The organism is Brevundimonas sp. UBA5936, from assembly GCA_002430835.1.
Classification (GTDB): Bacteria; Pseudomonadota; Alphaproteobacteria; order Caulobacterales; family Caulobacteraceae; genus Brevundimonas.
On sequence record DJDA01000145.1, the window covers coordinates 1 to 20,832 of the forward strand.

Annotated in this window: 19 protein-coding genes; 8 read left to right on the forward strand and 11 right to left on the reverse strand. The window is 67.6% G+C overall.

Going from position 1 to position 20,832, the window contains the following annotated elements; all coding sequences use genetic code 11:
- The 5 genes from B2Y21_RS14850 to B2Y21_RS14870 form a co-directional block, all read right to left on the reverse strand.
- A partial coding sequence (locus tag B2Y21_RS14850; protein WP_292060637.1) for a phosphatase PAP2 family protein occupies window positions 1–746 on the reverse strand: 746 nt, incomplete at its 3' end.
- A gap of 2 nt (window positions 747–748) precedes the next feature.
- Window positions 749–1,252 (reverse strand): hypothetical protein, encoded by a 504-nt coding sequence (locus B2Y21_RS14855; RefSeq protein ID WP_292060596.1) that lies wholly within the window; start codon window positions 1,250–1,252, stop codon window positions 749–751.
- Window positions 1,253–1,323: 71 nt separating this feature from the next.
- Window positions 1,324–1,644, reverse strand: coding sequence for a ribonuclease (locus tag B2Y21_RS14860; RefSeq protein WP_292060597.1), 321 nt, complete (start codon window positions 1,642–1,644; stop codon window positions 1,324–1,326).
- 169 nt (window positions 1,645–1,813) lie between these two features.
- Complete coding sequence (locus B2Y21_RS14865) at window positions 1,814–2,866, reverse strand: 1,9-bis(guanidino)-5-aza-nonane synthase (RefSeq protein WP_292060598.1); 1,053 nt, start codon at window positions 2,864–2,866, stop codon at window positions 1,814–1,816.
- A gap of 126 nt (window positions 2,867–2,992) precedes the next feature.
- Window positions 2,993–4,255 carry a type III PLP-dependent enzyme gene (locus B2Y21_RS14870; protein ID WP_200168578.1) on the reverse strand — a complete coding sequence of 421 codons (1,263 nt, stop codon included), beginning with the start codon at window positions 4,253–4,255 and terminating at the stop codon, window positions 2,993–2,995.
- Window positions 4,256–4,530: 275 nt separating this feature from the next.
- On the opposite strand from B2Y21_RS14870, the gene phnC reads away from it, so the two are divergent.
- From phnC to B2Y21_RS14890, 4 genes are all read left to right on the forward strand, one after another.
- Window positions 4,531–5,325, forward strand: coding sequence for a phosphonate ABC transporter ATP-binding protein (gene phnC / locus B2Y21_RS14875; RefSeq protein WP_125902035.1), 795 nt, complete (start codon window positions 4,531–4,533; stop codon window positions 5,323–5,325).
- Window positions 5,322–6,326, forward strand: coding sequence for a phosphate/phosphite/phosphonate ABC transporter substrate-binding protein (gene phnD, locus B2Y21_RS14880; protein ID WP_292060600.1), 1,005 nt, complete (start codon window positions 5,322–5,324; stop codon window positions 6,324–6,326). Before phnC ends, phnD begins: the two co-directional genes overlap by 4 nt.
- A 65-nt stretch (window positions 6,327–6,391) precedes the next feature.
- Window positions 6,392–7,135 (forward strand): phosphonate ABC transporter, permease protein PhnE, encoded by a 744-nt coding sequence (phnE, locus tag B2Y21_RS14885; RefSeq protein ID WP_292060638.1) that lies wholly within the window; start codon window positions 6,392–6,394, stop codon window positions 7,133–7,135.
- A gap of 105 nt (window positions 7,136–7,240) precedes the next feature.
- Window positions 7,241–8,314 carry a substrate-binding domain-containing protein gene (locus tag B2Y21_RS14890; protein WP_292060602.1) on the forward strand — a complete coding sequence of 358 codons (1,074 nt, stop codon included), beginning with the start codon at window positions 7,241–7,243 and terminating at the stop codon, window positions 8,312–8,314.
- Window positions 8,315–8,404: 90 nt separating this feature from the next.
- Here B2Y21_RS14890 and B2Y21_RS14895 read toward each other — a convergent pair whose 3' ends face one another.
- Window positions 8,405–9,490 carry a glycosyltransferase family 4 protein gene (locus tag B2Y21_RS14895; protein WP_292060604.1) on the reverse strand — a complete coding sequence of 362 codons (1,086 nt, stop codon included), beginning with the start codon at window positions 9,488–9,490 and terminating at the stop codon, window positions 8,405–8,407.
- A gap of 264 nt (window positions 9,491–9,754) precedes the next feature.
- Here B2Y21_RS14895 and putA point away from each other — a divergent pair, with 264 nt between their 5' ends.
- The 3 genes from putA to B2Y21_RS14910 all read left to right on the forward strand — a co-directional run bounded on the left by putA (window position 9,755) and on the right by B2Y21_RS14910 (window position 15,383).
- A complete protein-coding gene (gene putA, locus B2Y21_RS14900; RefSeq protein WP_292060605.1) occupies window positions 9,755–12,865 on the forward strand; it encodes a bifunctional proline dehydrogenase/L-glutamate gamma-semialdehyde dehydrogenase PutA in 3,111 nt (1,036 codons plus the stop codon).
- A gap of 259 nt (window positions 12,866–13,124) precedes the next feature.
- Window positions 13,125–14,045: a class I SAM-dependent methyltransferase gene (locus B2Y21_RS14905; protein WP_292060607.1), complete on the forward strand. Its 921-nt coding sequence runs from the start codon at window positions 13,125–13,127 to the stop codon at window positions 14,043–14,045.
- A gap of 120 nt (window positions 14,046–14,165) precedes the next feature.
- On the forward strand, window positions 14,166–15,383 hold the full coding sequence (locus tag B2Y21_RS14910) for a tetratricopeptide repeat protein (RefSeq protein WP_292060608.1): 1,218 nt from the start codon (window positions 14,166–14,168) through the stop codon (window positions 15,381–15,383).
- A gap of 9 nt (window positions 15,384–15,392) precedes the next feature.
- Here B2Y21_RS14910 and B2Y21_RS14915 read toward each other — a convergent pair whose 3' ends face one another.
- Both B2Y21_RS14915 and B2Y21_RS14920 read right to left on the reverse strand, forming a co-directional pair.
- Window positions 15,393–16,316 (reverse strand): hydroxymethylglutaryl-CoA lyase, encoded by a 924-nt coding sequence (locus tag B2Y21_RS14915; RefSeq protein ID WP_292060609.1) that lies wholly within the window; start codon window positions 16,314–16,316, stop codon window positions 15,393–15,395.
- Complete coding sequence (locus B2Y21_RS14920) at window positions 16,313–18,019, reverse strand: ArnT family glycosyltransferase (protein ID WP_292060610.1); 1,707 nt, start codon at window positions 18,017–18,019, stop codon at window positions 16,313–16,315. Before B2Y21_RS14920 ends, B2Y21_RS14915 begins: the two co-directional genes overlap by 4 nt.
- Window positions 18,020–18,123: 104 nt before the next feature.
- Here B2Y21_RS14920 and B2Y21_RS14925 point away from each other — a divergent pair, with 104 nt between their 5' ends.
- Window positions 18,124–18,861, forward strand: coding sequence for a glycosyltransferase family 2 protein (locus B2Y21_RS14925; protein ID WP_292060612.1), 738 nt, complete (start codon window positions 18,124–18,126; stop codon window positions 18,859–18,861).
- A gap of 198 nt (window positions 18,862–19,059) precedes the next feature.
- On the opposite strand, the gene B2Y21_RS14930 is transcribed toward B2Y21_RS14925, so the two are convergent.
- The 3 genes from B2Y21_RS14930 to trhA form a co-directional block, all read right to left on the reverse strand.
- Window positions 19,060–19,425, reverse strand: a complete 366-nt coding sequence (locus B2Y21_RS14930; protein WP_292060613.1) for a hypothetical protein — start codon at window positions 19,423–19,425, stop codon at window positions 19,060–19,062.
- 7 nt (window positions 19,426–19,432) lie between these two features.
- Window positions 19,433–20,014 (reverse strand): polyhydroxyalkanoate synthesis repressor PhaR, encoded by a 582-nt coding sequence (phaR, locus tag B2Y21_RS14935; protein WP_292060639.1) that lies wholly within the window; start codon window positions 20,012–20,014, stop codon window positions 19,433–19,435.
- Between the two features lie 121 nt (window positions 20,015–20,135).
- The gene (gene trhA / locus B2Y21_RS14940) at window positions 20,136–20,831 is read right to left on the reverse strand and encodes a PAQR family membrane homeostasis protein TrhA (RefSeq protein ID WP_200168554.1); all 696 of its coding nucleotides are present in this window, start codon (window positions 20,829–20,831) and stop codon (window positions 20,136–20,138) included.
- Window position 20,832: the final 1 nt, after the last annotated feature.

Consider the following 20,832-nt stretch of genomic DNA (forward strand, 5'->3'; position numbering starts at 1 on the left):
GTACGCAAGGCGGCCAGTTCGGCGCGCGCGGCGGCCAGGTCGATGGCGAAGGCCGGCTGAGCGGCGGCGGCGAAGACGGCGCGGCCCAGATCCTCGCCCGCAGCGACATCGCTGGGGTAATGCATGCCGCAGACTAGGCGGCTCTGGCCGATCTCATGGGCCATGCGACGGGCTTCGTCGGCATGCGCAGGGTCCAGGGCGGCGAACGCTTCGCCATAGATGACGGCCACGGTCGAACTGCCGGAAGGATAGGAGGCGCTGCGGCGTCCGGCCTCGGTCAGGCGCTGGCAGGCCTGACGGGTCGGGTCGTCGCCGACGGGGCGGGCGCGGAAGGCGCGCGCCTTGACGGATTCGGCGGCCGTGTCCGCATCGTGGAACAGGCGCTGCATCAGCCGGGTCAACTCCGGCGCGGCTTCAGGCTCCAGCCGCACGCCCAGGGCGCAGTTGAAATGCTGCAGCGCCAGCGGCGGGCGCAATTCGGCATGGGCGGTGGCCAGCAGCCACCGGTCGGTGTCTTCCAGCGCCGCCATGCGCGTCGAGCGCGCCTTGTCCGTCTGATCGACGCTCGAGCCGAGCGCGGGCGGTGGAGGCAGGGCGGCGGCCAGCGCTTCCAGCGCAGGGGCGTCCAGATAGCCGGATGGGGCTGTGGCGGCTCGGGCCGCTTCCGGACGCAGGGCCGCGGGAGTGCCGGCGCAGGCGCTCAGCAGCAGAGTCGCGGCGGCGGTCGCACTGAGCGCCGGGCGCATGATCACGCCCCGTTGCTCCAGCTCAACTGAACCGAGGTCAGACCGTCTTCGCCGGGCGCGGCCACGACCTGCAGGCTGGCGCCCTTTTCCGTGCGGGCGGAGGCGCCATAGGCGCGGGCCTCGCCCTGGTTCATGGCCATGATGGGGGACAGGCCCGCCTTTTCGGCGCGCTGACGATAGAAGTCGATCACGGCGTCGGGCGTGGCGTCGGTCGTGAAGGTGACGATGCCGCCGGGGCCGTCGGGGCCGGACGCAGTGACAGGCGCGGCGTCCGCCTGGGCGCCGGGATAGAGGGCGGCGAAGGTCGGCGCGCCGTCAATGGCCGTCGCGGGCGTTTCGGGCGTCGGCGCGTTCGCAGGAGCCGCCGCCGGCGGCGCGGCGTAGGCGCTCGGCTCGGTTGACGCTACGGAAGGCGATTCGGCTTCGGGCGCGGCCTGACTGCGGTCATCGCACGCCGCCAAGCCGACGCTCAGCGCCAAGACGACGGTTGCCACGCTACGCTTCATTCAGCCTACGTCCTTAATCCCTATGCGACTATTCGCACCGTGGCCTATCCGTGCGGCGGCAGCAAGGCGGTTCAACCGGTAGGGGCGTCCACGTCGTCGCCGGGCTGGCCCGTCGACTTGCGCGCCTGTTCCGGTCCGCCGGACGGACGGGTTCGGGTTTCGGCCATTTCGCGGCCCTGGCGGGCGATGTCGGCGTTGATGACGTCCTGGTCCGGGTCGATCTCCGAGCCGGAAGCCGAGCCGCCCCGCAACGAGCCGGCGCGGGTGTCTGAGCCGGAATCCGTGCCCTCCAGAGCCTTCTTCAGAGCGTCTTCGACGTGACCCAGATCGGGTTTCTCGCCCATGGCGGCGGCCTCGCGGGCGTCTTCGTTCTCGGCGGCGGGATCGGTCATGGATGGTCTCCTTGCTCGTGCAAGACAAGCGGGCCGCTGGGCCGGAGGTTCCCATATTCGCGTGGGCCGCCGTCGAGCGGCCTAAAGAAAAGGGCCGGCGGATCGCTCCGCCGGCCCTCGTCTTTCAGCACGGGATCCAGAAGGCGTCGCCTTCCGATCCGAGCGGGTCTTACTTGCCGAACAGCTTGTTCCAGCGGCGCGGCTGGCGCTTCTTCCACGTTTCGCGGTGATAGGCGTCCGAACCGATCAGCGGCACGACGGTCGTGGCTTCGGCGAAGACCATCTGTTCGTAGGTGGTCTGGACCTTGCCCCACGAGGCGGCTTCCTGCAGCGTCGACGACGAGCAGGCGCCGTCGCGCACGTCGGCGACCGTGATCTGGACCGCATACTTGTGCATGTCGGCCTCGACGCCGAGGATCTCGGCGCAGACGACGGTGTCCTGGGCGAAGTTCTTCGGCACGCCGCCGCCGACCATGAACAGGCCCGTGACGCCCGCCGCGATCTTGATGTCGGTCAGTTCGCGGAAGTCGGCGATCGCGTCCAGCATCATGTAGGGCTTGCCCTCGGCCATGCGCTCCTTCTGGTGCTTGACCAGGCCGAAGCCGGCCGAGGAGTCGACGAAGGCCGGGCAGAAGATCGGCGCGCCTTCTTCATAGGCGGTCTGGATCAGCGAACCGGGCTTCTTGGCGTTGCCTTCCGACAGCCACTTGCCCATTTCCCAGATGAACTCGCGCGAGGAATAGCCGCGCGGCTCCAGGCGGCTGGCGATCTCATAGATGGCGTGGTCGCAGGCCTGCAGTTCTTCTTCGTCGATGTAGGTGTCGTAGATGCGGTCGATGTAGTGCGAGCGCAGGATGTTGTCGTCCACCTCGCCGGCGGCCTGATAGTGCTTGAAGCCAAGGGCCTCGAAGAAGTCCATGTCGACGATGGAGGCGCCGGTGGCGACCACGGCGTCGACCATGCCGAACTTCACCATGTCGCGATAGACGTCCATGCAGCCGCCGGCCGAGGTCGAACCGGCCAGGATCAGCCACGGCGAGCAGGCCTGGTCTTCCAGGGCCATGTTGAAGATGTCGGCCGCGCGGGCGGTGTCGCGCGAGGAGAACGACATCTTGCGCATGGAATCGATGATCGGGCGCGCGTCGAAGCTGGTGATGTCGATGTGCTCGACGGTCGTGGCCAGGAGCTCCGCCTTGGCGTTGGAACGAACCGGTGCGTTCATCTCTCGGGTTTCCCTTTGGTTTGAGCGCCCGTCGTCAATAAGGAACAGCGGCCCGGACGGAGCGACGGGCCGCTGCTTGTACCAAAGCCTTGAGACATTTTTCAGTTCAAGGCGTGATGCGATGGATCAGCGCTTGCGCTTGCGCTGACCGGCCTTGCCCTTGGGACGCGACAGGCGGACGACCTTGCGGGCGTTCTCCTCGGCCGTGGTGCGCACGGTCGGGATGGAGCGCGGCGCCAGGCCGTACATCGAGCCCATGGGGGCGTCCTCGACGGCGGCGATCTCGTGTTCGCCATAGCCGTTGAAGCCGGTCGACATGGCGACGCCATAGGCGCCCATCATGCCGATCTCGATGAAGTCGCCTTCCTGGACATCGGCCGGCAGCCAGAACGGGCCCGGCATGTGGTCGATGCTGTCGCAGGTCGGACCATAGAAGCGATAGGGCTTCAACTCCGACGACGACTCTCCGTCCCGGACCAGCTTGGTCGGGAAGGGCCAGCGCGAATGGGTGGCGTCGAATAGCGAGCCGTACGACCCGTCGTTCAGATAAAGGGCGTCGCCCTTGCGCAGGTCCACGCGGCACAGCACCGACGAGGCCTCAGCCACCAGCGCCCGGCCGGGCTCGCACCACAGCTCGGTCGTTTCCGACACCGGCATCTCGTTGAAGCCGCGATGGATGGCGTCGGCGTATTCGCTCAGGTCCGGCGGGACCATGCCCGGATAGACCGAAGGGAAGCCGCCGCCGACGTCGACGATGTCGACGAAGACGCCCGCCTTTTTGATGGCGCGGCCGACCTGGGTCATCGCCGCCTCATAGGCCGAGGGGCGCATGCATTGCGAACCGACGTGGAAGCTGACGCCCATCTGACCGTCCTTGACCGCATGGCGCGTGGCCTGCAGCAGGGCGGGGGCCTGGTCCGGCGTGACGCCGAACTTGCCCGACAGGGAATAGGCGGCGCCGTCCGCCGACACGCCCATGCGGACGATCAGGTTCAGGTCGTCGGCGTTGTCGGTGACGTCGAGGATCTTCTGCAGTTCGTCATGGCTGTCGAGCACGAAGGTGCGCACGCCGTGGTCGGCGTAGGCGGTCTTGATCGCGCCGCGGCTCTTGACCGGGTGCATGAAGGCCAGACGCGCGTTCGGGCTGACCGATCGAACCAGTTCGATCTCGGCCAGGGAGGCGACGTCGAAGGCGTTGACGCCGTTCTCGACCAGAACCTCGATGATCCAACGCGAAGGGTTCGCCTTCACCGCATAGAAGACGTCGGCTTTTAGATTATCCTGGAACCACTGCGCCGCTACGGCAACGGAGCGGGGACGCACGAGTGCGACCGGACGCTCCGGGGACCGCTGACGGACCAGGTCCAGGGGAAGCTGGTACGTGTGCAATTCACGTAACCCCCTGATGATTGTTAAACCCAGACCCGGCGTTAGCGGCGCAAGATAGGACCTACGGGGTCCGCCGGAACGCGCGATATGGGGGCATTGGCCTGTCATGTAAAGTGGAAATTTCATGGCGGGGTTGCACGGCCCGCGCGCCGCAGCGCTTCGCTGAATCGGCGTCGCACTGGACGAAATCGACGCAGACATGCCATTAAGACTTGCCCTTGCGCCCGTCTCGCGTCATGCGGCGCCCCCTTTGTCGCAACCTCATCCATGGGTTCATGAGTTCTTCAACAGCCGCCGTCGCGTCCGTTCGCGACGTCTCGAAGACCTACGGGGCCAGAAAGGCGCTCGACGGCGTGTCCGTCGAGGTCGGCGCCGGTGAAATGGTCGCCCTGATCGGTCCCTCCGGTTCGGGCAAGTCCACCCTGCTGCGTTCGATCACGGGTCTGCACCCCATCGATCCCGGCGGGACCATCACTGTCTTCGGCGAGGTCGTTCAGCAGAACGGCCGCGTCACGGGCGCTGTGCGCCGCGCGCGCAGCCGCCTGGGCATGATCTTCCAGCAATTCAATCTGGTGGGACGGCTGAGCCTGTTCTCCAACGTCATGCTGGGCGCCCTGGGGCGCCTGCCGTCGTGGCGCGGCCTGTTCGGCGTCTGGCCGGGCGCGGACAAGGACAGGGCTATGGCGGCCCTGCACCGCGTCGGCGTGTCCGACTACGCCGCCCAGCGCGCCAACACCCTGTCGGGCGGTCAGCAGCAGCGCGGCGCCATCGCCCGCGCCATCGTCCAGGGCGCCCAGGCCATCCTGGCCGACGAGCCGGTGGCCTCGCTGGACCCGGTGTCGGCCCGCAAGGTCATGGAGCTGCTGGTCGAGCTGAACCAGCGCGACGGCATGGGCGTCATCGTCACCCTGCACCAGGTGGACTACGCCATCCGCTATTGCGACCGCGTCGTCGCCCTGCAGAAGGGCAAGGTCGTCTATGACGGTCCGTCCACGGGCCTGGACACGCAGCGCCTGATCGAAATCTACGGTCCCGAGTACGAGGACGCGTTCTGGGAAGCCAAGGCATGACCCGCATCGCCATCAATCGCCGCCTGCTGGGCGCCGCCGCCATCGCCGCCATGACCCTGGGCCTCGTCGCCTGCGGTGGCGACCAGAAGACGTCGGGCGCCGCCCCGACCGAACTGACCTTCTCCATCCTGTCGGCGGAAGGCCAGGCCTCGGCCGGCCCGCTGTGGCAGCCGCTGCTGGACGACATGTCCAAGGCGATCGGCGTGCCGGTGAAGCCCTATTTCGGCTCGAACTATACGGTGCTGGTCGAGGCCATGCGCGGCAACCACACCCAGGTCGGCTGGTTCTCGGCCAAGCCTGAGGTCGAGGCCATCGACCGCGCCAACGCCGAGGTCATCGCCCGCACCGTCAACCGTGAAGGGCTGGACTCCTATCAGTCGACCCTGATCGTCAAGAAGGGCTCGGGCATCACGCTGGACAAGGTGCTGGCCTGCGGCAAGCAGTACAATTTCGGCATCGGCGACGCTCAGTCGACCTCGGGCACGCTGGCGCCCATGACCTTCCTGTTCAACGCGCGCGGCGTCGTGCCGTCGCAGTGCTTCAAGACCGTGCGCTCGGCCAACCATCAGGCCAACGCCTTCGGCGTGGCCACCGGCGTGATCGACGTGGCGACCTCCAACAGCGTCAACCTGGTCTTCATGCGCCGCGAGAACGCCCAGCTGGCCGATCAGATCGAAGAGATCTGGACCTCGCCGCCGGTGCCCGAGAGCGGCATCGTCGTGCGCGAGGATCTGGACCCGGCCCTGAAGGAAAAGATCCGCGGCTTCTTCCTGACCTACGGCCAGGGCGAAGGCCCCGAGGCCGAGCGCCAGCGCAAGGTGCTGGCGGGCCTGGAGTATTCGCGCTTCGCCCCGGCCGATGATTCCTATCTCAACCCGATCCGCGAGATGATCGCCGACCAGAAGCGCGGCGAAGCCGAAGCCAAGGGCGACAAGGCCGGCGTCGCCGCCGCCGAAGCCGAGCTTCAGCGCCTGCGCAGCCTGCGTGAGGTCCAACCTTGACCGCAGCTCCGCTTCCGACGTCGCCGGTTCCGGCCGCGCCGCAAAAGTCCGCCGTTTCCTGGGCGATGGACGTTCTGGTCTGGGGCGGCGTGATCGCCGTCCTGCTGTACAGCGTCGACGCCGTCGACCTGGGCAACATCTCGCGCCTGTTCTCGGGCAACGACAGCATGAAGATGTTCGTCCACGACCTGCTGCGGCCGGACTTCTCCGACTGGAAGATGTTCGTCGCCAAGATGTGGGAGACGGTCCAGATCGCCCTGTGGGGCACCTTCCTGGCCGTGCTGTTCGGCATTCCGCTGGGCCTGGCCGCCGCCCGCAACATGGCGCCCGCCTGGGTGGTGACGCCGGTGCGCTGGCTGATGAACCTGCTGCGCTCGGTGCCGGACCTGGTGATCGGCCTGCTGTTCGTCACCGCCGTGGGCCTGGGCCCGCTGGCCGGCGTCCTGGCCATCACGCTGAACACGGCCGGCGTCCTGGCCAAGCTGTTCTCCGAAGCGGTCGAGTCGATCGACAAGGGTCCGGTCGAAGGCGTGCGCGCCACCGGCGCCTCCAAGCTGCACGAGATCGTCTGGGGTGTGATTCCTCAGGTGGCCCCGCTGTGGACCTCCTTCGCCCTCTACCGTTTCGAATCGAACAGCCGCTCGGCCACCGTGCTGGGCCTGATCGGGGCGGGCGGCATCGGCCAGGTGCTGTTCGACAGCATGAACGCCTTCAACTTCAAGGCTGTGTCCGCCATCGTTATCATCGTGGTCGTCGCCGTGACCCTGATCGACACCCTGTCCCAGGTCATGCGCAAGCGCCTGCTCTGACGACGTATCGGGCAGGTTTGCCCTGACTGTCACAAAGGTCTGGCCGGACCGTCACAAACTCCTGCTTATAAGCGTCGCACACTGACGACTGGAGAAGGTCCGGCCATGATCCGTACACTGAAGTTCACGGCCTGCGCGGCCGCCGTCCTGGCCCTGGCGGCCTGCGGCAACAACGAGGGCGGCGCCCCCGGTTCGCAGAAGGCCCGCACGGGCATCTGGGCCGCCGGCTCCTCGACCGTCTTCCCCTTCGCCACCCGCGTGGCCGAGACCTTCGCCCGCAACGGCGGCGGCGGTTCGGCCCCCCGCGTCGAATCCCTGGGCACCGGCGGCGGCATCCAGGCCTTCTGCTCGGGCGTCGGCCCTTCGACCCCGGACATCGCCAACGCCTCGCGTCCGATGAAGCAGAGCGAGTTCGACCGCTGCGTCGAGAACGGCGTCACCGACATCGTCGAGATCAAGATCGGCTATGACGGCATCGTCGTCGCCACCGCCCGTACGGGCCAGAGCTTCAACCTCGAGCTGAACGACCTCTATGAGGCCCTGGCCAAGGAAACGCCGGGCGCTGACGGCCAACTGGGCGCCAACGCCGCCAAGACCTGGAACGAGGTCAACAAGGCCCTGCCGGCCACCCGCATCCAGGTCTACGGCCCGCCGCCGACCTCGGGCACGCGCGACGCCTTCCTGGAGCTGGGCATGGCGCCGGGCGCCAAGCTGATCCCGGCTGTCGCCGCCATCGAGAAGCAGGACAAGACCCGCTTCGAAACCGTGGCCCACACCCTGCGCGAAGACGGCGCCTGGATCGACTCGGGCGAGAACGACAACGCCATCGTCCAGACCCTGACCCGCACGCCGGGCTCGCTGGGCGTGTTCGGCTTCTCCTTCCTCGAGCAGAACATGGACACGGTGAAGGCCGAGACCATCGACGGCGTGGCCCCCTCGGTCGCCACCATCGCCGACGGCTCCTATCCGCTGGCCCGCAGCCTCTACATCTACGTCAAGAAGGCCCACATCGGCGTGACGCCGGGCCTCGAACAGTTCGTTCAGGAGTTCATGTCCGAAGGCGCCGCCGGTCGCGGCGGCTATCTGCAGGACCGCGGCCTGGTGCCGCTGGTCGCCGACGAACTGGCCGCCGAACGTGCCAAGGCCTCGGCCATGACCTCGATGGCCCGCCCGAACTAAGCGTCGAGCAGACCTGAAATGTGAAACGCCCCGGACCTGGTCCGGGGCGTTTTTTCTTGTCGTTTCCGTACTTAACCCGGCGGGGCGCGATCAGGCCGCCGCGCGGCGTCTCAGGCGCGCCACCCGGCGCAGACGGCGCCAGAAGCGGCCGCGCGCGGGTTCAGGATAGGGCTGCAGGTTCTCGATGAACTGCTCGGCCGAGGCGCGCCAGCTGAACTTCTCCGCATAGGCGCGGACGTCCTTGCGATCCAGCTCCAGGCACTTCAGGCAGGCGGTCTTCAGGTCGTCGTCGATGAAGCCCGCGCCCGAGCCGGGGATGATGTCGATGGGGCCATGCGCCGGATAGGCGGCGACCGGCGTGCCCGTGCCCATGGCTTCCAGGATCACCAGACCGAAGGTGTCTGTCCAGCTGGGGAAGACGAAGACGTCGGCGTCGGCGAAGCAGCGCGCCAGATCCTCGCCGAACTTGGCGCCGAGGAATTTCGCGTCGGGGTATTTTTCCTCAAGCTCGGCGCGGGCGGGGCCGTCGCCGACGATGATCTTGGTGCCGGGCAGGTCCAGGCCGAGGAAGGTCTCGATGTTCTTCTCGACCGCCACCCGGCCGACGTTGAGGAAGAAGGGGCGAGGCCAGTTCTCGCCGCCCATCTCCTTGTAGATCGGCTCCAGATCGGGGCGGAACAGCTCGGTGTCGACGCCGCGCGTCCAGGGCGAGACGTTCTTGAAGCCATGCTCGACCAGTTCGTCGCGCAGGGTCGGGGTGGCCACCATCAGCCGGCCCGACGGCTTGTGGAACCACTTCATATAGGCGTAGCCGACCTGCACCGGGATCGGGAAACGGGCCGAGACGTATTCCGGGAATTTGGTGTGATAGCTGGTCGTGAACGGCAGCTTCCACTCCACGCAGATGCGCCGCGTGGCGATGCCCAGGGGGCCTTCGGTGGCGATGTGGACGGCTTCGGGCTCGAAGGCGCGCAGGCGTTCGCGAATCTCTTCCTCGGCGCCCAGGGCCAGGCGGATCTCGGGATAGGTCGGGCAGGGGATGGTCTTGAACTGGCTGGGTTCGATGACCTCGACCTCATGGCCCATGGCGCGGCATTCGGCCACGGTGCGGGTCAGGGTGCGGACGACGCCGTTGACCTGAGGCTCCCAGGCGTCGGTGACCAGAACAATGCGCATGAAGTCGATAGGGCCTTGAGCCGTTTCGCGAAGGCGAAACTTCTAGACGCTCCGCATGACGAAGGCGAGACGGCATGATAGAGCAGGGTGTGAACAGGCTTCACCTCTTCGCGAACGGCCATGTTGAGCCGCACCTCATTTTTGGGTGAGCGAATTATCAGAAGATTCTGCGATCACCCGAATTCTGTGCGGCTTTCACCGTCATGATGTGATGCACATTCGGCTTGTAACGTCATATATGCGGAAATTCACAGGATGGATTTCATGACGCCGACCGATCTTCGCCATTGGGATGAGCTGGACCGGAACAAGTACCGGGACGAACGTGAGGTGGTGGCCGAACTGCTGGCCTCCGAACCGCTGACGCCTGACGGTCGTGCGGCGGTCCTGAGTGATGCGGTCGGTCTGGTCGAAAGCGCCCGCAAGAGCCAGAAGCGCCAGGGCGTGGTCGAAAGCTTCCTGCAGGAATTCAGCCTGGGCACCCGCGAAGGTCTGGCCCTGATGTGCTTGGCCGAGGCCCTGCTGCGTACGCCGGACGCGGGCACCCGCGACCGCCTGATCGCCGAGAAGATCGGTTCGGCCGACTGGGCCAGCCACATGGGGCAGTCGGACAGCCTGTTCGTCAACGCCTCGACCTGGGGCCTGATGCTGACCGGCAAGCTGGTCGATGTCGACGATGAGGCGCGCAGCGACCTGCCGAACTTCCTCAAGCGCCTGGTCGGGCGTCTGGGCGAGCCGGTCATCCGCCAGGCCGTCGCCACCGCCGTGAAAATCATGGGCGAGCAGTTCGTCGTCGGCCGCACCATCGAGAGCGCGCTGAAGCGGTCGGACCGCGAGGAATGGCTGTGCAGCTTCGATATGCTGGGCGAGGGCGCCCGCACCGCCGCCGACGCCGAACGCTATGAAAAGATCTACGCCGACGCCATCGAGGCCGTAGGCAAGACCGCCAAGGGCGAAGGCCCCGAGCGCGGCCACGGCGTCTCGGTCAAGCTGTCGGCCCTGTCGCCGCGCTATCAGGCGGTGCAGGAAGACCGGGTGTGGGAAGAGCTGTATCCTCGCATCCTGCGTCTGGCGCTGATCGCGGCCAAATACGACATCAACTACACCATCGACGCCGAAGAGGCCGACCGTCTGGCCCTGTCGCTGAAGCTGCTGGAGCGGCTGGCGCGCGAACCGGCGCTGGGCGACTGGCAGGGTCTGGGCCTCGCCGTTCAGGCCTATCAGAAGCGCACGACCGAGACGGTGGCCAAGCTGGCCGAACTGGCCAAGTCCTCGGGCCGCCGCCTGATGGTGCGCCTGGTCAAGGGCGCCTATTGGGACACCGAGATCAAGCTGGCCCAGGTCAACGGCCGCACCGACTATCCGGTCTTCACCACCAAGCCGGCGACCGACCTGAACTATCTGGTCTGCGCCAAGGCCCTGATCGAGGCCTCGCCCTACATCTTCTCGCAGTTCGCCACCCACAACGCCCACACCCTGGCCGCCGTGCACCGCATGGCCGCCGATCGCGGCGTGACCATCGAGTTCCAGCGCCTGCACGGCATGGGCGAGGCCCTCTATGACGGCGCCAAGGCCGAGTGGGGCGACGTGGTCGTGCGCGCCTACGCCCCCGTCGGCGGCCACGAAGAACTGCTGCCCTATCTGGTGCGCCGCCTGCTGGAGAACGGCGCTAACTCCTCCTTCGTCCACGCCCTGCTGGACGAGCGCGTGCCTGCGGCCGACGTGGCCGCCGATCCCATCACCTCGGTCGAGGCCCAGCCCGACCGCCATCCGAAGATCCCTGTACCCATGAACATCTACGGTGACCGCCAGAACTCCCTCGGCCGCGACTATTCGCAGGCTTCCGACCGCGAGCGTCATGCGGCGGCTCTGGAGCGCGTCGACAGCGAGAAGCTGACCGCCGGCCCGATCATCGGCGGCAAGCTGCGCGCCGGCGTGAACGCCCAGGACGTCACCAATCCCTACGACCGCACCCGCATCCTGGGTCATGTGTCGGAAGCCTCGGTCGAGGACGTCGACGCCGCCGTCAACGCCGCCGCCAACGCCCAGTTCGCCTGGGACCGTTTGGGCGGCGCGGGCCGCGCACCCGTCCTGCGCGCCATGGCCGACGCCCTGGAAGCCGATCTGGACCGTCTGGTCGCCCTTCTGTCGCGTGAAGCGGGCAAGACGCTGAACGACGGCGTGGCCGAGGTGCGCGAAGCCGCCGACTTCTGCCGCTACTACGCCCTGCTGGCCGAGCGCGACTTCGGCGGCCGCCAGACCCTGAAGGGCCCGACCGGCGAGACGAACGAATTGGTCCTGCACGGTCGCGGCGTCTTCGCCTGCATCAGCCCGTGGAACTTCCCGCTGGCCATCTTCACCGGCCAGATCGCGGCTGCCCTGGCCGCCGGCAACGCCGTGGTGGCCAAGCCCGCCGAGCAGACGCCGCTGATCGCCGCTGAAGCCGTGCGCCTCTACTACAAGGCCGGTCTGAACCCTGACCTGCTGGCTCTGGTCCCCGGTCGCGGCGAGACCGTCGGCGTGGCCCTGACCGGCCATCCGGGCATCGACGGCGTGGCCTTCACCGGCGGCACCGACACCGCCTCGGCGATCAACCGCGGCCTAGCCGCGCGTCCGGGCGCCATCATCCCCTTCATCGCTGAGACGGGCGGCCTGAACGGCATGTTCGTCGACACCACGGCGCTGAAGGAACAGATCATCGACGACGTCATCCTGTCGGCCTTCGGTTCGGCCGGGCAGCGTTGCTCGGCCCTGCGCGTCCTCTATGCGCCCAAGGATTCGGCCGACGCCCTGATCGAGGGCCTGAAGGGCGCCCTGGCGGCCCAGGTGCTGGGCGACCCGACGGACGCCAAGACCGACATCGGCCCGGTGATCGACGCCGAAAGCCGCGCCAACCTGGAAGCCCACGTCGAGCGCCTGTCCAAGGAAGCCAAGATCATCGCCCGCGCCGAACTGCCGGCCGGCGCCGACAAGGGCGACCTGTTCGCCCCGACCATCGCCGAGATCCCGACCCCGGACTTCCTGGAGCGCGAAGTCTTCGGCCCGATCCTGCACGTCTACCGCTATGAGCCGAAGGATCTGGAAAAGGTCGCGGGCAAGCTGGCGGCGCGCGGCTTCGGCCTGACGCTGGGCGTCCATAGCCGCATCGACGCCTTCGCCAAGGAAGTGATGGAACTGGTCCCGGCGGGCAACGTCTACGTCAACCGCTCGATCATCGGCGCGGTGGTCGGCGTGCAACCGTTCGGCGGCGAAGGCCTCAGCGGCACCGGCCCCAAGGCGGGCGGCCCCAACAGCCTGATCCGCTACGCCGCCGAAAAGGCCATCAGCATCAACATCGCCGCCCAGGGCGGCGATCCGGCGCTGCTGAACCTGTAAAGATGATCGCTGCAGCGTGCTCTCGTCAGTGCGCTGCAGCGGTTTCACGCCCCGGCGCGGGGGCTGAAGTTTTCATTCAGAACAACGCTTCACAAGTGTCGGTCTATGCTTTCCTCTGCGTGCTGTTTGCCATGCGTTCGTTGAACGCGGTGTGAAGTAACGAGGGGAAGCCGGAATGAGTGATTTTGTGAAGCGGGCGGGTCACTTCTTCCGACAGATCAATCGGCTTCCGGGGCGGACGACGCAGCTGGAGCGAAAGGTGGACCGCCTGCTGAAGCATGTCGTGGAGATGCGGCGGGAAAACCTTCTGTTGCTCGATACACTGTCGTTTCCTGCACGGGAACAATGGCTTGGCCAGCCGCCGCTCATCGCTGGCGAACCCGGGCAGATGGTCTTCGCCTCAGCCGCCATGTGCCGGCAAGACAGCTTTCGCCAGCCCTATTTTTCCTACTGGACGGCGCGGCTCGGAGATTCCCTGCGGTATCACCGCAAACTCTGGGAGTTCGTCTTCATCGCCCAGGCCTTGTGGGAACGCGGCGTCGTCATCTCTGGGCGTCGAGGGCTGGGCTTCGGCGTCGGGATTGAACCCCTGTCGGCCTTTTTTGCGTCTCAGGATGTAAGGGTCACGGCGACGGACCTGATGTTCGAAGGCGCAGCGAGTCTGGGTTGGACCGATACGAACCAGCATGCCGCCGGCAAGGAGGCGCTTCGCAAGCCTGCCATCTGTCCCGACGACCTGTTTGATCGCAATGTCGAGTTCCGCGAGTGCGACATGAACACCGTGCCGGACGATCTGACGGGGTATGATTTCTGCTGGTCGGCCTGCGCTCTCGAGCATCTGGGCTCCATCGAGAAGGGCCTGGCCTTCATCGAGCGCTCGGTCCAGTGCCTGAAACCTGGCGGCTGGGCGATTCATACGACCGAGTTCAACGTCACGTCGAACTTCGAGACGGTGGATCACATGGAAACCGTGCTGTTCCGTCGCCGCGACCTGGAAGCGTTGGCCGAGCGTCTGCGGGCGCAGGGCCATTTCGTCGCCCCGATAGACTGGAATCCGGGAGCGGAGCCCCTGGACCGTTACTACGATATCGCGCCTTACAAGGAGCAGCCGCACCTCAAGATGGCGCTGAGCGGTTTCGGCGCCACCTCCATAGGCTTCATCGTTCAGCGCGGTCGCTAATCCTGCTGTGAAGCCGCTGCTGTTTCCTTAGGGCGAGGCTGTCGCCAGACGCTGATCGCTGTGCGCGCAATCTTCGCGGACGCCCAAATTCGGTCTAAGGAGTCCGGTCAAGGAGACCGAATGCTTGACCTCTTCCGCAGCGACAACGTCGTTGTCCGCAGCGTGCCCGCCTCGGACGTCAGCCGTTGGGTCGTGACCTTTGATAACTACGGTATCGGTCATGGCTTCGATCGCCCAGGGTTCGGTCAAGAATTCCTCCGCGGCGCGGGAATCTCCGCCATTCATGTGCTGGGCGCGCGCGAGGATTGGTATCAGTACCCAGAGATGGCGGCGGCGATGGCGAGCGTGCGTCAAGCCGTGGCTGGCGCTGATCGAGTCATGACCTATGGCTCCAGCATGGGCGGCTACGCCGCCTTGCGTTTTGCCGACGCCGCGGGCGCCAACGCCGCCCTGGCGCTGTCGCCCCAGTATTCGATCGATCCCAGGAAGGCTCCCTTCGAGAAGCGCTGGATCCAGGACAGCCGCCGCATCCGCTGGCTGCCTGAAATCGATGGTCGGCTGACCTGTGCGGCGCGTCCTGTCGTGGTGTTCGATCCGACGGCGGAGGATGGGCGGCATATCGCCCTCATCCAGAAGGATATCGCGATCACGGCGATCAGCCTGCCCTATGTCTCGCATCCGGCGACGACCTATCTGGGAGAGGTGGGGCTGCTCAAGTCGCTGGTCTTGCAAACCTTGTCGGGCGAGTTGGACGGACCGGCCTTTAATCGTGAAGGACGTTTGGCGCGGCGCCGAAGCAGCCTGTATATTTCCAACCTCGCCCAATCACAGCCCAGCCATCGACAGGGGCTGGCGCTGTCCCTGGCGCGCCTGTCGGTCGAGAAGGCGCCCGGCAATCCGCTGACGGGGGTGGCTCTCGCGCGTATCCTGTCGCGAGCCGGCGAACACGACCAGGCGGTCGCCGAGATGGAGCGCGTGACGGTCCTGACGAGGGGCGATCCGAACTATCTCGTTCATTTTGTGAACGCCCTGATGGCGGCGAACCGGCCGGCCGAGGCCCTGTCGACCGCACGAGAGGTGGTCAACGCCTGGCCGCATATGGCGCATCTGCATGCGTGGGAAAGCGCGGTGCTGTGGGCCGCCGGCGAGTATGACGCCGCTGTCGAGGCGACGACGCGGGCGATCACGCTCGATCCTCAGGACAAGAAGTATCCTCGGCTGTTGAAGAACTATCGCCAGAAGATGGCTGGGACGCGGGTGCAGCCTTCGGGGCCTTGGCGTTGGATCAGGCGGTGGTCCGCAAGCCTGGCGCGCGCCCGACCACAGTCGGCGCCGTAGCGGTTCTGATCAACCGGCTCCGCGCGGCCAACCGCCCGCGCGGCTGAGGGCGCTGGGGTTGGGCTTGCCGATCTGGGCGCCGATCCAGCGGGCCGCAGCGATCAGGGCGTCCAGGTCGTAGCCGGTCGAATAGCCCGCGCGCTCCAGCATGTAGACCAGATCCTCGGTGGCGATGTTGCCGGTCGCGCCGGGTGCGAAGGGGCAGCCGCCGATGCCGCCGACCGAGGCGTCCAGCACGTCGACGCCGGCTTCCACGCCCGCATAGGCGTTGGCCAGGCCCGTATTGCGGGTGTCGTGGAAGTGCAGGCGCAGCGTGGCGTCCGGCGCGGCCTGGCGGGCGGCCTCGACCTTCTTCGTCACGCTCCACGGATCGCCGACGCCGATGGTGTCGGCCAGGGCGATCTCCTCGACGCCCAGGGCGGCGATGCGGGCGACCAGGTCGCTGACCTGCTGCACAGGGACTTCGCCGTCGAACGGGCAGCCCCAGACGCAGGACAGGGTGGCTGACAGCCTGGGCGTCGCGCCGGGCGCGCCTTCTGCGTTGGCGCGACCCGCCACGATCTCGGACAGCATCTGCACCTGCTGATCGACGCTGAGGCCCTGGTTCTTCAGGCCGAAGCCGTCGGTGACGGACATGGCGACGTTGACCTCGTCTACCGCCGTGCCCAGGGCGCGGTCATAGCCCTTGCCGTTCAAAACGAGGCCGATGCGGCTGCGCCCTTCAGTGCGGGGCAGGGCGGTCATGACCTCTTCGGCCCCTGCCATCTGAGGCACGTATTTGGGGTGGACGAAGCTGACGGCTTCGATGCGCCTGGCCCCGGCCGCTTCAAGGCGTTGCACGAAGTCAGCGCGGACGGCCGGCTCCAGCACCGTCTTTTCGTTCTGAAGGCCGTCGCGCGGGCCGACCTCGACGATCTGGATGAAGCGGTTCATCGGCGGGTGCTCACTTGGTTCGGGCTTCTCTGGCTCAGGCTTCTCTGGCCCGATCCGGCGGGCGCATAGACGGTCAGGCGCACGTCGTCGCCCGAGGAATAGTTGTGGCCGCTGACCACGCCGACGGCGCGTCCTGCGGCGCCCAGATCGGCCAGGGCGCGGCGGAAGGCCTCGTCGTCGCGGGCCTCGACGATGGCGGGGCGGCCCTCGGCCAGGGCGCGCGCGGCGCCGGCGCCGTCGGTCAACTGGGTGTCCTTGCCGGTCAGGAAGACGAAGCTGGGCTCATGGAAGGTGGTGATGGCCACCGGCCCCGGATAGCGGCCCTGGGCGGGGTTCAGCTCGGCCGAGTCCAACGTCTGCACCAGGCGCGGCGCGATCGACAGCGGGCGCAGTTGGCGGATGGTTCCGGCCAGGCCCGCGTGCGCCAGAATGCCGAAGACGATGGCGATCAGCACCCCGGTGATCGCCGCGCGGTTGACCAGCAGGAAGCCGCCCACGGCGGCGGCCATGACCGCGAAGACGATGGTGACCGTGGCCCAGGTCTGGGCGGTCGAGCGGCCGAACTCGGTCAGGCCGTAGACGGTGATCAGGCAGATGACCACGGCGGCGAATAGGCCCAGCAGCGCGCCGGTCACGCGCGAGACCTTGCCGATCGGCTGGGTCAAGGCGGCGGCGGCCAGCAGGGCGATCGCCCCGAAGGTGGGCAGGGTGTAGTGCCACAGCTTGGTCGGGGCCAGCTCGAACATCAGCCAGGCCGGGACCAGCCAGCAGATGGCGAAGCGGATCGCGGGCTCGGCCCGGCGATGCCAGCCGGTCGACAGGGCGGCGGGCAGCATCAGGGTGACGGGGAACAGCAGCAGCGGCGACAGCAGCACATACATGCCGGGGAAGCCGCCGTGGCTTTCGTGCGCGCCCGCGATCTTGGGCGCCAGGTCGCCGCCTATGGCCTCGCGCCAGAAGCCGCCGTCGGTGGCGATGGTGATGGCGATGGCCCACGGCCCGACCAGTAGGGCCACCAGCGGCAGCCCCCAGCCCCAGCCCAGCTGGCCCAGCCACTTGATGTTCCGGTCCCACAGCGACAGGGCGATGATGGTCAGGGCCACGACCAGCAGGCCGATCGGTCCCTTGATCAGGATGGACAGGCCGATGCCCGCCCAGAACAGCAGCTTGTGCAGCCGGTCCGCCTTCTCGCCCGCCCGCGTGGACATGTAGATGCGCGCAAGCGCCGCCATCGACAGGGTGGTCAGGCCCGCCAGCATGGCGTCGGTCTTGGCGATGCCCGCCTCGGTCGACAGCAGGAAGGTGGCGCCCAGCATGACGCCCGCCAGGAAGCCCGCCCTCTGGCCGAACAGGGCCGCGCCCGCCCAGGCCACGGCCCAGGCCGCCAGCATGGCCCCCAGCAGCGACGGCAGGCGATAGGGCTGGATGTTGCGGTCCTCGACGTCCGAGGTCGCGGCCACGGCGGCCGCCTGCATCCAGTAGATGCCGATGGGCTTCTTCCAGCGCGGATCGTCCTGGAAGCGGATGTCGACGTAATCGCCGCCTTCCAGCATCTGGGCCGTCGCCTGGGCGAAACGGCTCTCGTCCCGATCCAGCGGCGGCAGCAGCATCAGGCTGGGCAGGCCGGCGATCAGGGCCAGCAGGGCCGCAAGGACGGGGCCGCGCCAGCCGGCGATGTAATGATCCAGGTTCGGGCGGTTCATGCCGCTGTCGTATCACGCCGGATGCGGCGCCCGGAAGCTTCAGCTTCTTCACCGGCTGTGGACGCGCCGTTTCGCCGAGGCGCGGCGTGCGCTAAAGAGCGTCGATGATCGACCGCTCCGCTTCTTCGCCCGACATTTCCGTCGTCGTGCCCGTGCATGACGAATCCGGCGCCGCCGTGCCCTTGGCGCGTGAAATCGCCGAGGCTTTCGCCGGGCGGTCCTATGAGATGATCTTCGTCAACGACGCCAGCCGGGATACGACCCTGGTCGAGCTGCAGGCGGCGATGGCCGAACTGCCCGCCCTGCGGGTGCTGTCGCACGGGACCAATGCGGGGCAGAGCCGGGCGGTGCGCACCGGCGTCCTGGCCGCGCGGGCGCCGATCGTCGTCACCCTGGACGGCGACGGCCAGAACCCGCCCGCCGATGCGCCGCGTCTAGCCGACGCCCTGCTGGCCGCGCCGCCCAGCGTCGCCCTGGTCGGCGGGGTGCGCGCCAAGCGTCAGGACACCAACGCCAAGCGCCAGGCGTCGCTGTGGGCCAACCGCATCCGCAAGAAGCTGCTGGGCGACGACGCCGACGACACCGGCTGCGGGCTGAAGGCGTTTCGTCGCGATGTCTTCCTGCGGCTGCCCTACTTCGATCACATCCACCGCTACCTGCCCGCCCTGATGATCCGCGAGGGGTATGAGAATCGCTACCTCGACGTCGATCACCGCCACCGCGAGACGGGCCGGTCGAAATACACCAACTGGGGACGGCTGCGGGCGTCCTTCTCGGACCTGCTGGGCGTGATGTGGCTGAAGTCCCGCTCACGCCGTCCGGGGGACGTCAGCGAGTTCTGAGCACACGCGCTTTCTACCCGCTCTTCCCGGCTTCCGCCGGGATGAGCGGTGGGAATGAGCGCGCCCTAGCTAAACGCCAGAAAGATCACCGCCACCACGGTGACGTCGAGCAGGCGGGCGGCGAGGCTGAAAACGGCGGGCATGGCGCGATCCGAAGGCGGTTGAGCCTTGGCCTACGCAAGTCGGGCGCCAGCCGCGTCAGATCTCGGTCTTGCGCGACCGTCCCGGCGAGGGGCGTCGGTCGTGCCGCCCCGAATACTCCCGGCCCAGATAGGTGGTGCGCGCGGCGTCCAGCACCGGCGCGCCGCCCTTCAGCCCGCGCTTCTGCCCCGACTGACCCAGCACCTGGGCGGCGAAGGCGGCGGGCGGCGGGGGCGGGGTGACGGCAGGCTTTGCCGGGGAGGCGGCAGGATCGGCCGCCTCTTGCGAGGCCTCGGCTTCGGTCGGGACCAGGGCGCGCGCGCGCCGCCGCTCGCGATGGCGGCGGTCGCCTTCGCGGCGGTCGTCCACGACGGGGTCGTTCAGCGGCCCCGACGCGCCGATGGGACGGATTTCATCCGTCACCTCGGCCTCAGCTCTTGGACTGGGCGAGGCGGTCGATCTGAGCCCGCATCTCGTCCATCTGGCGGCGCATCTCGTCCAGCGCCGCGCCTTCCTTGGCCGGTTCAGCCTTGGGTTCGGCGGCGGGTGCTTCGGCCGCTTCGCCTTCCGGGCGGGCGTGAGCGAAGCCGGGGAACATCCGCATGGCGCGCTCGAACATGGCCATGTTCTGGCGCACGGCCTCTTCCATCAGATTGCCGCCGGGCGCGGCGGCGAAGGCGCGCGTGAACTGGCCGCGCAGCTGCTCCTGCTGGCGCGTGAACGTATCCAGCGACATCTCCAGATAGGACGGCAGCACGCCTTGCATGGAGTTGCCGTAGAAGCCGATCAACTGACGCAGGAACTGCACCGGCAGCAGGGCCTCGCCGCGGCTCTCCTCCTCGAAGATGATCTGGGTCAGGATCTGGCGCGTCAGATCGTCATTGGTCTTGGCGTCATAGACGACGAATTCCACGCCCTCGCGCACCATGCGGGCCAGATCGTCCAGCGTCACATAGGCGCTGGTGGCGGTGTTATAGAGCCGCCGGTTCGCATACTTCTTGATGACGACCATGCCGTCACGGGTTTTTCCGCCCTCGGATTTCTTGTCGGCCACGCTTGTTCTCGCGATGTTGCAACGCCCAAGCATCCCGCATTGCGCGCGCGAAGGCGAGTCCCGTCTTTGCCGCGGCGTTTCAGGCCTGGACCAGCACCACGCCGATCAGCACGGCGGCCCAGTGCACGCCCGCGCCGGTGACGACGAAGCCGTGCCAGATGGCCCGGCGGAACTTCACCTTCTGGCTGATGAAGACGAAGACGCCCGCCGTATAGATCAGCCCGCCCGCGACCAGCAGGCCCAGCGCCAGCGGATGCACCGTCTCGATCATCGGCTTCAGCGCGAACACCGCCACCCAGCCGAACAGAACGTAGATCACGCTCCAGAAGGCGTCGGACAGGCGCGGCGCCAGCATCTTCACCCCCGCGCCGACGATGGCCATGGTCCACACCGCCAGGGTGAAGCCCACGGACCAGGCGCCCTCGAACCTGACGGCGGTGAAGGGGGTGTAGCTGCCCGCGATCATCAGGAAGATGGCCGCCTCGTCCAGCCGTCGCAGCACCGGCCGCGCCGCGCACGGGTGGGTCAGGTTGTAGACGGTCGAGGCCGTCAGCATGGCCACCAGACACAGGGCGTAGATCGCCGTCGAAACGGCCGCGCCCACGCCCGCATAGACGCTGGCCAGCACCGCCAGCACCACCCCGCCCGCCGCCGCCAGCGCCAGACCCACGACATGCACCCACAGATCAGCCAACCGCTCGGCCCGCGTCTGATAGTGTTCGATCATGTCCAGATCGTCGGGGGTGCAAATCCGGCGGGCGATAGCTTTCAGCAAG